At 50.7% G+C, this 12219-nt stretch carries 13 protein-coding genes; 4 read left to right on the top strand and 9 right to left on the bottom strand.

Going from position 1 to position 12219, the window contains the following annotated elements; translation table 11 throughout:
* Window positions 1–213: 213 nt before the first annotated feature.
* The 3 genes from RAC60_RS19060 to RAC60_RS19050 form a co-directional block, all read right to left on the bottom strand.
* On the bottom strand, window positions 214–999 hold the full coding sequence (locus tag RAC60_RS19060) for an MBL fold metallo-hydrolase (protein ID WP_006121931.1): 786 nt from the start codon (window positions 997–999) through the stop codon (window positions 214–216).
* A 92-nt stretch (window positions 1000–1091) separates the two neighbouring features.
* Window positions 1092–1595: a GNAT family N-acetyltransferase gene (locus tag RAC60_RS19055; protein ID WP_375094155.1), complete on the bottom strand. Its 504-nt coding sequence runs from the start codon at window positions 1593–1595 to the stop codon at window positions 1092–1094.
* Between the two features lie 3 nt (window positions 1596–1598).
* Window positions 1599–1817, bottom strand: a complete 219-nt coding sequence (locus RAC60_RS19050; RefSeq protein WP_226374665.1) for a DUF333 domain-containing protein — start codon at window positions 1815–1817, stop codon at window positions 1599–1601.
* Between the two features lie 101 nt (window positions 1818–1918).
* On the opposite strand from RAC60_RS19050, the gene RAC60_RS19045 reads away from it, so the two are divergent.
* Window positions 1919–2485 carry an NADPH-dependent FMN reductase gene (locus RAC60_RS19045; RefSeq protein WP_033742489.1) on the top strand — a complete coding sequence of 189 codons (567 nt, stop codon included), beginning with the start codon at window positions 1919–1921 and terminating at the stop codon, window positions 2483–2485.
* 60 nt (window positions 2486–2545) lie between these two features.
* On the opposite strand, the gene RAC60_RS19040 is transcribed toward RAC60_RS19045, so the two are convergent.
* Together RAC60_RS19040 and fliD are read right to left on the bottom strand one after the other, a co-directional pair.
* Window positions 2546–3481, bottom strand: coding sequence for a flagellin (locus RAC60_RS19040; RefSeq protein WP_006121927.1), 936 nt, complete (start codon window positions 3479–3481; stop codon window positions 2546–2548).
* Window positions 3482–4171: 690 nt separating this feature from the next.
* Window positions 4172–5563 (bottom strand): flagellar filament capping protein FliD, encoded by a 1392-nt coding sequence (fliD, locus tag RAC60_RS19035; protein ID WP_033742492.1) that lies wholly within the window; start codon window positions 5561–5563, stop codon window positions 4172–4174.
* An 836-nt stretch (window positions 5564–6399) separates the two neighbouring features.
* On the opposite strand from fliD, the gene RAC60_RS19030 reads away from it, so the two are divergent.
* A complete protein-coding gene (locus tag RAC60_RS19030) occupies window positions 6400–6624 on the top strand; it encodes a KTSC domain-containing protein (RefSeq protein WP_006121926.1) in 225 nt (74 codons plus the stop codon).
* A gap of 203 nt (window positions 6625–6827) precedes the next feature.
* Here the strand turns inward: RAC60_RS19030 and RAC60_RS19025 are convergent, their stop codons facing one another.
* The 3 genes from RAC60_RS19025 to RAC60_RS19015 are packed head-to-tail and all read right to left on the bottom strand — an operon-like array spanning window position 6828 to window position 9574.
* Entirely contained in the window at window positions 6828–8156 is a 1329-nt protein-coding gene (locus RAC60_RS19025; RefSeq protein ID WP_375094154.1) for an NAD(P)/FAD-dependent oxidoreductase, read from the bottom strand.
* A gap of 14 nt (window positions 8157–8170) precedes the next feature.
* A complete protein-coding gene (locus RAC60_RS19020; RefSeq protein ID WP_375094153.1) occupies window positions 8171–8776 on the bottom strand; it encodes a cupin domain-containing protein in 606 nt (201 codons plus the stop codon).
* A gap of 45 nt (window positions 8777–8821) precedes the next feature.
* The gene (locus RAC60_RS19015; protein ID WP_006121922.1) at window positions 8822–9574 is read right to left on the bottom strand and encodes an ABC transporter substrate-binding protein; all 753 of its coding nucleotides are present in this window, start codon (window positions 9572–9574) and stop codon (window positions 8822–8824) included.
* A gap of 230 nt (window positions 9575–9804) precedes the next feature.
* On the opposite strand from RAC60_RS19015, the gene RAC60_RS19010 reads away from it, so the two are divergent.
* Window positions 9805–10497, top strand: coding sequence for an amino acid ABC transporter permease (locus tag RAC60_RS19010; protein WP_375094152.1), 693 nt, complete (start codon window positions 9805–9807; stop codon window positions 10495–10497).
* 1 nt (window position 10498) lies between these two features.
* Entirely contained in the window at window positions 10499–11254 is a 756-nt protein-coding gene (locus tag RAC60_RS19005; protein ID WP_375094151.1) for an amino acid ABC transporter ATP-binding protein, read from the top strand.
* Between the two features lie 140 nt (window positions 11255–11394).
* Here the strand turns inward: RAC60_RS19005 and rutR are convergent, their stop codons facing one another.
* Complete coding sequence (gene rutR, locus RAC60_RS19000) at window positions 11395–12084, bottom strand: HTH-type transcriptional regulator RutR (protein WP_058702557.1); 690 nt, start codon at window positions 12082–12084, stop codon at window positions 11395–11397.
* Window positions 12085–12219: the final 135 nt, after the last annotated feature.

Raw genomic sequence — 12219 nt, 5'->3', positions numbered from 1 at the left:
GCAGGCGTTGATGACGGTGTCGTTTTTGCTGAATGCGGCCAACAGATGAATCCGTTGATAGCGCCACTGACAGAGATCGTAGCGTAGGTGATGAGGCTGTCTCATCGCCGTAAGGGTGAGTCATAAAGCCTGTCTGAGGTATATCGACGAATGAAAAACGTGGGTTAAGCGGGTGATGGCGTTGGCCGCTTAACCGTCCGTCACTGCTCTGTCTTACTGCAGGCAGTCTATATATTTTTGAGCTGAGCGGTTCACCACCTGTTTCGCGTCAGACGCAATATCGCGCCCTTCAAACGCACTATAAAGTCGATCAAAGGCAAAGGGGGTCAGACGCTCGGTTATTGTCCTGATGTTGTCTGCCGGTAAAGGCAGCATGTTGGGATAACTCCACATGAAGGACACAGCATTTGCCCCCGGCGCAACCTGAATAATATCGCCAGACAACAGGATGCCTTCATTTTTTGCCCAGTGCAGTACCGTGCCGCCCGCGAAGTGGCCACCCAGCCGCAACAAACTTATGTCAGGGAGCATAGTCAGGACATCGCCATCCCATAACTGCAGATGTGGGCTGTCACGCACAATCCATTCGCTGTCGCTGGCGTGGATATACAATGGCGCATCAAATATTGCTGCCCAGTCTTGCATGTTGCTGTAATAGTGGGGATGTGAAATCGCAATTGCGTCGATACCGCCCAGCGCACGAATGATATCGACGGTGGCGGCATCAAGGTTAGGTATGCAGTCCCACAGCACGTTGCCCTGTTGTCCTTTAATCAAAAACGCGCGCTGGCCGATGGCAAAATCAGGCACAGACTGCAGGCTAAACAATCCCGTTTCAGGTTGCTGCCATTTATTGCTGTGCGCGGCATGGAGCGCTTCACTGGATGTCCATTGTTGCCCTGAAGCCGGCACGTACTGACGTTCATCTTCGCAAATTATGCAGTGGGTTGTTTCCATCTGCGAGTAGGCGGTTCCGCATGTGACACAGATCTTTGTCATCCTGTTCTCCCCCGTTAATGTCTTAGATTCATTGTAGAATCTGCATCGGAAGCAGGTTTCCTTTTGTGCTATGCGCGGCGGTTTTGAGGTTGCTAACCCTGATGGCTATAGACAAAAAAATCTTCATCTTGCATAGCAAACTGTGCCACCGGGTACATGCCAAGGCGTTGATGGGCCTGAATTGAACGGCTGTTTTGCGCCTGAATAAATAACACAGGTGCGCCCTGATGATACTGGCACATGTGGTGATAAAGGCGTTTTAGCAATCCCTTTCCCCGTTCAGTCTCACTGATACAAACCGGGCCGTAGAGCCAACAGTGCCACCCCGGTGGCCACGCATGAAGCATCGCGTTAATCATCTCGGGTTCGTGCTGAGTGGGAATGGCGCTAAATAATACGCCGGTAATCGCCTCATCGCGCTGGGCAACCACTGTCCTGACACCGGCGCGACGCAGCATCCCTTCAACTTTATCGGCAGGAAAATCCCCATTCAGTGTGCCGCCGCGTCCGGCCGAGTTTGCCTGAAGCAGGGCTGTAATTCCGGCCAGATCGTGCAGGGTCGCCAGTCTGATAACCGAGCGGTCAGAATTCACCACAGCTTACCCCTTCGATTCGTCACGGCGGTACAAGGTCCATTCCTCGATATGTTCACCCGAAGGCAGGATACAGTAGCCCACTTCACCCGTTGGCGTTTTTACAATATCGCTTTTTCCGCCAACGGCCAGACAATGCTGTGAGGCCGGATTGGCGAGGCCTGATGTCCGGGTGCGATGATCCGGCGCACAGCCCACGACCAAAATTGATGTTAAAACCAACAAAAATTGCCGCATAACCACTCACTTTTAATCCGTCAGAAACGCCATAGTATATTCCAGACGTGGCGTGAAAACGCACTTAGCCATCGAAAAGAGGAACGACAATGTCAGACAAGCCGTTAAAAATGGTTACCTTACTGGGCAGCCTGAGAAAAGGATCGTACAACGCGATGATTGCGCATGCGCTACCGCAACTGGCACCGCAGGGCGTGGTGGTAGAAGCGCTGCCGTCAATCCGGGATATTCCACTTTATGATGCGGATATCCAGCAGGAAGCAGGCATTCCAGATACCGTCACGGCGCTGGCTGAACAGATCCGCCAGGCTGATGGCGTCATTATCGTGACCCCTGAATACAACTACTCCGTTCCTGGCGGACTGAAAAATGCCATCGACTGGTTGTCTCGCGTGCCCAATCAGCCTTTAGCCGGTAAGCCCGTGGCGATTCAAACGAGTTCAATGGGTGCTATCGGTGGCGCACGCTGTCAGTATCATCTGCGGCAGATTTTGGTTTTTCTGGATGCGATGGTGTTAAACAAACCGGAATTCATGGGGGGCGTTATCCAGAATAAAGTGGATGAGCAGGCCGGAGAGGTGATTGAACAGGGTACAAGAGAGCATCTGGCTAAGCAGTTAGCGGCATTTAGCGACTTCATTCGAAAGGTGAGCTGACAAACCGCCGCTGAGTGATAAGAACCACGCCTGTAACAGGCGTGGTTCCTGAATTGGCTCTTAACGCAGTAATGACAGCATCGTCTGTGGCACCTGGTTGGCCTGCGCCAGTACCGAGGAACCTGCCTGCTGGAGGATCTGAGCACGTGACATATTCGACACTTCCGTCGCGTAGTCCGCATCCTGAATACGGCTGCGGGCAGCAGTCAGGTTGGTGACGGTGTTGTTCAGGTTGCTGATGGTGGACTCAAAACGGTTCTGAGACGCACCCAACAGGCTACGCTGACTGTCAACGGCTTTAATCGCTTTATCAATATCTGCCAGCGGTGTGCTGCCAGATGCTGTACCGCCCGATCCACCGGTAACGGCACCTTTCAGTACGTCAAAGCCGATAGCCGCGGTGCTGCGGGCTGTACCATTCACTGTCTGACCGGTTGTTGAACTGGTGTTTTGCACGTTACCAGAAGAGGCGTTACCTGCTGCGGCCAGGTCAAAACTGTCACTTGAACTGATGGTAATTCCGATCGTTTGGCCATCCTGCGCACCAACCTGGAAGTTGTAGGTGGTGCTGCCTGAACCGGTGTTCAGTACTTTGAGTCCGTTAAAATCGGTCTGCTTGGTATCGCGGTCGATTTCCTGCATGCGCTGGTTAACTTCAGCCTGAATCGAATCGATATCCGAAGCAGAGTTGGAGCTGTTCTGCGCCTGAACGGTCAGATCGCGGACGCGCTGCAGGTTGTTGTTTATCTCATCCAGCGCACCTTCCGCTGTCTGAGACAATGAAATACCGTCGTTCGCGTTACGCGCAGCAACGGTCAGACCGTTGATGTTTGACGTAAAACGGTTAGCAATCGCTTCACCCGCGGCATCATCTTTTGCGCTGTTAATACGCAGGCCCGATGACAGACGTTCAATAGCGGTACCCAGAGAAGACTGAGACTTATCCAGGTTATTCTGAGTGATGAGCGACAGAACGTTAGTGTTAATCACTGACATGATAAATTCCTTCTAAGGAGAACGTATGATTTACGCATTATTATTATCGAAACGAAACCACAGAACTTTAATTAAAAATCGCCAGATAAGATTAATTCGTGAATAGCAGAAGTGCCGTTTTAAGCGAAAGGAAACGCCTGCGGTATCCTTGTAAAAAAGAATTATTGCCACACATCAAATACAACCAAATTACTTAATTCCTTAACCTTAAAAACTTTTTGTTACAGCATTTACTGTTAAATAGCACGGATAATTAAATATCAGAAAAAGTCCCTGATGCCAGGCGGTTGCCTTATTTTCTTCCTGTTTATGCATTGATAAGAAAACCTGTATTAAACCTGTCTAAAAAAGCCCGCCAAGATATATCATTACTTCCGTGTAACACTTTGAAATAATGAAAGTTATGCGAAAATCGTTTTACGTCCTGGCGCAACGTGGTCAGAGAGGATGAGTGGTATTGCATTGCAAAGCAAGTGGGCAGGGTAGCACGGCCCAATCACTGCCGCTGGTTTCACAGAAACGGGAGAAATTAATCTAAACCTGTATTACGTATGAATTAGATCTGAAAGAGAGTGGTAAAGCGTTACCGCTATTCAGAAACAGTAAAGCAGAACGATGAAGGGAAGATAATGACCAGACAGATATCTTTTACAAGATATCTGTCTGCAGAGTAATAAGATAAGGCGGCTATTACATTTTTGCGAATTGTGCAGCCAGATAGTTACCGGTCTGCGTCATAGAAGAAACCAGCGTACTCAGATTGGTAAATTCCGTTTTATACTGCGCCATAATCGTGGTGATTTGGTCGTTAACAGTATTGTATTGATCTGAGAGCTGCTTCAACGACGTATTAATCCCTGTTGTGGCGTTCGAAACGGTACCATTACTCGCCAGCATTTGGTTGAGATTATTCGTCACCTCTGTCGCAAAGCCGGTTGTCTTTCCATCGCCGGTCAGAAACGCTAAAACATCGGCGGGCTGATTCGTCAGCGCATTATTCAGTTTCGTACTGTCCACGGTCAGGTCACCTTTATCATCCTGTGTAATGCCCAGTTGAGACAGCTCCTGAATATTACCCGACTGAGGATCAGAAAACTGACTGCGCAGGCTGGTCTGAATATTCATTAACGTGTTATCACCGAGCAGATCGCCATTGTCAGCACTCTGCGCCTGTCCGGCTTGTACAGGCGTATAGTTTGTTTGATCGGCAATGGTTTTTTGCAGCGAATTATACGCATCCACATATGTCTGGATTGCTGTCGACATCGGCGATGTATCTGACGCGATGGATAACGTTTCCGGCGAGCCGGTATTCACTTTATTTAAATTCAGGGTTACACCTTCCGGTGCATCCGTCACAATGTTGCTGCTGCGGGTAATTGATAAACCATTCACTTTTATCTGCGCATCCTGAGCGGCAACCTGTTCTGTCATACCATTATTACTGCCACCACTGCTGTAATTGACATACTGTGCCAACGTTGAGTCGTTGGTACTGACGGTCATTTCATTCGCCGTCCCGCTGTCACGTGCGGTCAGGGACAAATAATAGGTATTGTCGTTCGCCATAATAACGCTGGCGTTTACGCTGCCCTGTTGCTGGTTAATCGCGTCACGAATAGCAGTCAGGCTTGTCTGGTTCTGGTTTAACGTCACGGTCAGCGGGGATTTCTGTCCAGGCTGGCTGATCGTGATCGTGCGGGAAGCCATGCTGCTGTCGCCAAGCTGCGCTGTTTCACTACTGGCTGATTTGGAGAGCAGTGACTGTGATGCGGCCAACTGATCCACTTCAACGGAATAGTTTCCGGCAGCGGCATTGCTGGCAAGCGTGGCGGTAAACGCCGTATTCGTACTGGTGACCTTCGTGGTCGCTATGCTTGATGCGTTTTGCAAAGCCGCAGCGGCTGTCTGCAATTTTGACATTGAACTTTGTACCACGCCCCAGGCTGTCAGTTGCGCATTGTATGACGCCTGCTGTGTGGTAATTGGAGTCAACTGCGCTTCTTCAGCTGACTGTAAATTATCATATAACGTGTTGAGGTCGAGGTTAGTACCAGCGCCAAGTGAGCTTATGCTTGCCATTTTCTTGTCCTGATGAAGTGACACCAGACATGAAGATACAACGCATTAATCAGGCATTTTTCTGATTTTGCGCGTTGTTGCAAATCGGTTTATGGTCATTTCATGACCATCAATTTTTCGTTAAGCTGGTAAAAAAATGTTAACAGCAAAACAGATTGTCATTTTTTTCAGGTCTTTTTATTGAGTGTATTCGTAAATGGACAAATTAACCCTTTGCTAATCATGAAATTAAATTGCAGTCGTGTTGGCGGTGTCGCTAAACCTGTGCACTTTGACGAGACAAGTACGGTCGTGCAGCTGAAACCTGCTGTGAATAAACCCCCCCCTGGCGTGACCAGAAGGAAATAGGGTGCTAACTCAAATTATTTCTTATTAAAAAATCATTAAATCCTAATCGATGCATTTGCCTTTTATCTTTCTTTTAGCCCTAAAGTTTTTATTTTTACGGCACTGCGCACTCAACAAAAAAGAATTTTAAAAATCGTTAACGCTTACGTTTGAAATATTTATTTACATCCCCCTGGTGAGGATAAATTGAGGGGACGGTTTCAGATAAGGTAGCACAACGATCTTGTCAGACGTTGTCAACGCCTGTCAGCCGTGGTTCTGGTTGGTGAAAAATCACTGCCACATTGCTCGTGTATATTAGCAGGACCAGCCTTTACTGAAGACGGGCTTGATCCGGTAAAAGCCATGTCAGCGCGCGGTGTCATCAATAACTGTTATTTGTCAGCGCATTGAAGGTTGCTCAACAATGGGGAAGTCTGTGATACATTGCCGCTCTGCCAGCGCGGCAATGATGCAGGCCTGGGCTTAACCGATACGGACTATCTTTCATGAAACGACACGATATTAACTCTTCTTTATTTCGCAGCGCAGGATTCGATCCCACTTCGGGTGTGCTCGAGCTTGAATATCGCAACGGAAGTTGCCGGCGCTGGCTGGCCGTTCCTGCCCGGGTTTACCAGGGATTTTGTGCCGCGGTGGATCCCGATAGCTTTTTCCGCGAAAGCATTGATAATCGCTACTTTTCTATGCATCACAAGCGGGATTCACAGTAACGGACACGCATAAAAGGCCGCGCTGAGTCTGGAGGGTTGTGCGAAATCCCGCGGCCATATTCAGGTGCGGGTTGAGTAGGGCCGGGCAGGGGTTTTCACGTCGGATAAATCAGGCGGCGCTACAGCGCTAAAAACATGCCTGAGCGGGCTGCATTCGATAACGGCCATGCGCTGTTCGCATGGCCTGTCTGTTATCAGCGCAGTTACATCATTTGCGGTTGGCGAATCGCATTACCTTTCTCGAAGCGTGAGAGCCGGTAGGGCGTCAGGTCCGTATAAACGGGCTTATTCGTTAACATCTGTGCACACATCAGTCCCGCACCGGGTCCGATGGCAAAACCGTGGCCACTAAAGCCTGAGGCAATAAACATGCCGGGGAGCTGGCTCACCTGATCAATCACCGGCACCAAATCCGGGGTGGTATCAATCCAGCCGGCCCAGGCATAATCGACTTTGATGCCCTCCAGTTCGGGGAAGACGCGAATCAACTCGGCTAGGCCATCGTGAATGATGCGCTTGTCCGGCGTGGGATCAAGCACCCGGATCTTTTCAAACGGCGAGGGCCTGTCGGGCGACCAGCTTCCAGACGCTTCAGGACCAGAAAAGAATGAACCGTTCAGGCGGATTTTCAGTTTTTTAGCGACCTTGCTGCGGAACATGGGATAAAACTTCGCAGCATAACGGATGTTCTGCGGTGCTAAATCAATCTGGCCAAGGCCCGGAACGGCAACGGTGTAACTGCCGTCCAGACGGCGGCGAAGGCAAAGATTAGGCGTGCTCAGACAGCCTTTGACGACCTCAGGAGCGGCGGTTGTTTTAAATACCGTACCCAGAATATTGGCGGCAGGGAGTTCTACGCCATATTGTCTGCAGAAACGCGAACTCCACGCACCGCCGCAGCAAATTACCCGGCTGGCTTTAACCAGTCCGCGTTCTGTCCAGACGCCAGAAACACGGCCCGCGCTGATATCCAGCGCGCGCACCGCGCAACGCTGAAAAATGCTGGCTCCCAGCTTTTGCGCGCCTTTCGCAATGGCCGGTACCGCCTGCGACGGTTCTGCACGACCATCTGTCGGTGACCATACACCGCCTCGCCATGGAGTTTTGTCCCCAATGCGCTCCTGTGCTTCACGCGCGGAGAGCAACTGGCTGGTAAAGCCAATCTGTTTTGCCTGCTGTCCCCATTTTTCCCAGCGCGCCAGGTCAGCTTCATTTAGCGTGCCATAGAGGATACCGCTGCGCTTGAAGCCCAAATCCATCCCGATTTCACCACTCAGCTCATCCCAGCGCTGCAGGCTTCGCATCGCCATTGGTAACTCATGCAAATCACGGTTCTGTTGACGAACCCAGCCCCAGTTTCGGCCTGACTGTTCACCGGCAATCACACCTTTCTCAAACAGCGCAACAGAAACCCCCTGTTTCGCCAGTTCATATGCCGTTGACGTCCCCACAATCCCACCGCCTATCACAACAACATCAACAGAGGTGGGGAAGACGGAACTGTCACTGACGCTATCGACCTTAATTCGCATGGGTTAACCTTGTTTCAAATATGATGTCGGGGCGGAATATGCATAATCCACAACACGCGGGCTTCAGTGTCGCTGTCGTTAAAAATGTTATGCTGAAGATGACTTTTAAACTGAAAACTGTCGCCCGCTTCGATGAAGGTCGCCTCACCGTTCACCTCCAGCGTGAGACGGCCTTCCATGACTACACCTGCTTTTTCACCAATGCCTGTCAGCATTTCTTCCGAACGCGTGCGGGGAGGGATGCTGATATACATAAACTGAATATCATGTTCGCCAGAAGGCGATAACATCGCCTTGGTTATGCCCTGCCTGCCAACTTCAAAATGCGGCCGCTCACGCCAGCGCCGGACATAATGTTCAGCACCGGGTCGCATCTCTTCATTTTGTTCAAGAAAAGCGGTCAGTGGGACATTCAGGACCACGCGAAGTTGCTCAAGCACCCGTACCGTGGGGTTAGCCAGATTGCGCTCAATCTGGCTGATGGCTCCCGCCGACACATTGGCCTGTTCCGCCAGTGCCTTGATGGTCATATTGCGCGACTTGCGTATCTGCTTTAGTCGTAAGCCAATCGTCATCTCGACGGCACTCAGATCCTCTGAGTGCATTAACGCTGTTTTCATCACCATGTTCCTTAAGGTTGCGTGCCTCCGTGCATCAACACGCGATTAAGGCATTCCCCACTTCGCTTTGATTTTTTGCAATGTGCCGTCGGCCTTCATTGCCGTCAGGGCAGTATTAATATCGGCAAGTAGCTTATCGTTCCCTTTTTTCACGCCAAAGGCCATAGGTGCGATATGCTCAGGCTTGTAACCGTCCACCACATGCATACCTTTGTACGCGCCAGATTTTTCCTGATATTTCATTATCGGGTAATCGTTCATCCCCGCAGCGATACGGCCCAGGGACAGATCGCGCATCATATCTGCCGGACTGTCATACACTTTCACCTCTTTCGCGATACCGCTCTTAATCAGCGCCTGCGTATAATCGGTGCCCGCCATGGTGCCGACGATGTCGCCTTTCAGATCCTGCTGCGAGCGATAGACTTTTTTATTGTCATCACGCACGACCAGCCCCGGTCCAAACGCAGTGACTGGCTGCGAGAACGCAATACGTTTTTCGCGCTCTGGCGTGGGTGTCATCCCGGCCACAATCATGTCGATTTTGCCCGCAATTACAGACTGAATCAGCGTCGAGAAAGGCACCGCGGTAAAGTTGATGTCAAGCTTCTGACGTTTGGCCACTTCCGCGGCCACGTCCGGCATGAAGCCTTCAATTTTACCGGTTTTGGTATCCAGAAACGTGGTAGGCGCGCTGGAAGGCGGAGAGCCTGCCGTCAGTGGCGCTGCCTGTGCACTGCAAGTGAGGCCAAGGGCAACAGAGAATAAAGCCATGGTAACGTGCGACCGAAGAGACATCACTTACTCCTGATTGACATGTGAACAATTAATTTCACTATAATGAAATTAAATTCCTGCCTGTCAATCTTTTCTTTTCTAAAAATGTTGCGCCTCACAAATTAACACAAAACCCTTTGATTTCCCCATTCAGTGGGCTTTCAATGCACTTTATTACACTAATAAGTTAATGCTATGACGTCATAAGATGAAAAGTTTGACAGTATTTACTGATAAATATATTCATTTAAATGAATTTGAAGCATGACACTCAACACCGGCGGGAGCGCATAATGGACTGGAGCAGCATTCATGTTTACCTTCCCTTTCTTTTGCAAGGGGCTGAAATGACGATTTATATCACGCTACTGTCCTTGTTCATCAGTACGCCGCTGGGGTTGATCTTCGCTGCCGCAAAAATGTGTCCTTTTAAAATCATTTCCTGGCCCGTCAGCGTCATCATTAATATCACTCGTGCACTGCCGATGATTGTGGTGCTGTTCTACATCTATTTCGTTTTTCCCGATATCGGTATTACCCTGACATCCTTTCAGGCCAGCGTCATCGGTATCGCGTTTTGCTTTTCAACCTTCCTGGCCGAGATTTTTCGTTCCGGTATTGAATCGGTGGATCGTGGTCAGCTTGAGGCGGCGCGCTCTATGGGCATGAGCTTCTTTAAAGCGATGCGACGCGTCATTCTGCCTCAGGCTTTTCATGTCGCGCTGCCGCCATACAGCAATACTCTGGTCATGATGCTGAAAGACTCAGCGCTGGCGTCAACGATCGCGGTTACCGAAATGACCCGCCAGGGCCAGCTTCTGGCGGCTTCAACCTTTGATAACACCACTGTGTATACGCTGGTGGCGTTGCTCTACCTGACGTTATGCATGCCGTTGCTGGCTTTTACCAGGCACCTTGAAAATCGCCAGAAAAAAGGAGCATGAGATGATTGAAATTCTTGATGTCCATAAGCGCTTTGGTGCAGTTGAAGTGCTGAAAGGGGTGAGTTTTCGCGTCGAAGAGGGCGAAGTGGTGTGCCTGGTCGGGCCTTCAGGCTCCGGGAAATCGACGGTGCTGCGCTGTATCAACGGGCTGGAAACCTATGAAAGCGGCACCATCCGCGTGCTTGATCAGCATGTTGACAGTAAAAGCAAACGTATCAACGCGCTGCGTCGCCAGATCGGTATGGTTTTTCAACGCTTTAATCTGTTTCCTCACCGTAGCGTGCTGGAAAACGTGATGGAGGGGCCGATTTACGTCAATGGCGAGACACGCAGTAAAGCCGAAAAGATGGCCAAAGAGCTGCTGGAAAGAGTAGGGCTGGGCGACAAAGTTTCCGCCTGGCCGTCGCAGCTTTCCGGTGGTCAGCAGCAGCGCGTAGCGATTGCCCGCACGCTGGCCCTGCAGCCGAAAGCCATTCTTTTTGATGAGCCGACATCCGCGCTGGACCCAGAACTGGTCGGCGAAGTGCTGCAGGTTATGCGCAACCTGGCCCAGCAGGGAATGACCATGATCGTGGTAACGCATGAGATGCAGTTTGCAAGAGAGGTCGCCGATCGCGTGTGTTTCCTGCACAGCGGACAGATTATAGAGCAGGGTCATGCGGATGAGGTGCTGCTGCGGCCTCAGGAAGCGCGCACGCAGGATTTCCTGCGCCGCGTACTGGGTAACACAGGCGTGCAGAGTTTGATGAATACCTAATTCAAACGAAACGTTTGATCGGGCTTCGCTAGCCATTCAGCAGAGATGAGCGGCCCTGCCTGTCACCCGACGCTGCGTCCAGCAAAATTTCTGGCAACCTTTCGCCTGAGGCGTCGGTACAAACGCCCCCGCCAGGCGGATTAAGCCCGCATCTGAATGCCTTCAGTAATGATGTGCTGAAGGTTTTTTACCGTCTGGTCGAAAAACGCCGGATCGCTGAGCGTTTTACCGGTGATTGCCTCAACCTGCACGCTAAAATCGGCGTAATGCTGCGTCGTTGCCCAGAGCATAAAAATCAACTGCATTGGATCGACGGGGGCAATGCGCTCATCTTTAATCCAGCCCCGAATGACATCGCATTTTTCTTCTACCAGGGTTTTCAGGCTGCCCCCCAGCTCCTGTTTCAGCAACGGCGCGCCCTGAACCATCTCCAGGCAAAAAAGTCGCGAAGCCTGCGGATGATCGCGGGACACACAGAGTTTCAGGCGAATATATTCTCTAATGGCTTCCAGTGGATGCTGATCGGGCTGTAAGGCCTTTAACGGCGCCAGCCAGATATCCAGCAGTCCTTTCAGCACATCAATATAGAGCGCTTCTTTTGTCGGGAAGTAATAAAAGAGGTTAGTTTTCGAGACGTCAGCCCGTTCTGCAACCTGCTCCAGCCGGGTGCCGTGAAAGCCATAGAGTGAAAAAAATTCCAGTGCGGCGGTCATGATAGCGCCACGTTTGGCAGCAACCGCCCGCGAGCGTCGCGTTGTGGTTTTGGAACCTGGGCTAACGGATTTTTGCTCTCCGGCGGCAGCGTGCGGGTGTTCGACCAATGGCTTCACAACATCTCCTGAGACAAACAGCAAGGCGTGAATCATAACAAATGGGGGCAGGGGCGACCATCGCAACGCTCATTATTCACGCGCTCTGAAATCAACAGTTGAGCGATTTGCACCCTTTTTGCTCAATCTTGCCTG

The sequence above is a fragment of the Pantoea sp. BR_17 genome (assembly GCF_041955125.1).
In the GTDB taxonomy this organism is placed as follows: domain Bacteria; phylum Pseudomonadota; class Gammaproteobacteria; order Enterobacterales; family Enterobacteriaceae; genus Pantoea; species Pantoea stewartii.
The sequence above is the reverse complement of the archived record's forward strand: the minus strand, read 5'-3'. Positions and strand labels throughout refer to the sequence as shown.

What these genes read in the sequence shown, in the direction of transcription:
- RAC60_RS19060 (WP_006121931.1), bottom strand. Translation starts at nt 999, where the DNA reads ATGACAAAGATCTGTGTCACATGCGGAACCGCCTACTCGCAGATGGAA.
- RAC60_RS19045 (WP_033742489.1), top strand. Translation starts at nt 1,919, where the DNA reads ATGTCAGACAAGCCGTTAAAAATGGTTACCTTACTGGGCAGCCTGAGA.
- RAC60_RS19040 (WP_006121927.1), bottom strand. Translation starts at nt 3,481, where the DNA reads ATGTCAGTGATTAACACTAACGTTCTGTCGCTCATCACTCAGAATAAC.
- fliD (WP_033742492.1), bottom strand. Translation starts at nt 5,563, where the DNA reads ATGGCAAGCATAAGCTCACTTGGCGCTGGTACTAACCTCGACCTCAAC.
- RAC60_RS19030 (WP_006121926.1), top strand. Translation starts at nt 6,400, where the DNA reads ATGAAACGACACGATATTAACTCTTCTTTATTTCGCAGCGCAGGATTC.
- RAC60_RS19025 (WP_375094154.1), bottom strand. Translation starts at nt 8,156, where the DNA reads ATGCGAATTAAGGTCGATAGCGTCAGTGACAGTTCCGTCTTCCCCACC.
- RAC60_RS19020 (WP_375094153.1), bottom strand. Translation starts at nt 8,776, where the DNA reads ATGAAAACAGCGTTAATGCACTCAGAGGATCTGAGTGCCGTCGAGATG.
- RAC60_RS19015 (WP_006121922.1), bottom strand. Translation starts at nt 9,574, where the DNA reads ATGTCTCTTCGGTCGCACGTTACCATGGCTTTATTCTCTGTTGCCCTT.
- RAC60_RS19010 (WP_375094152.1), top strand. Translation starts at nt 9,805, where the DNA reads ATGAATTTGAAGCATGACACTCAACACCGGCGGGAGCGCATAATGGAC.
- RAC60_RS19005 (WP_375094151.1), top strand. Translation starts at nt 10,499, where the DNA reads ATGATTGAAATTCTTGATGTCCATAAGCGCTTTGGTGCAGTTGAAGTG.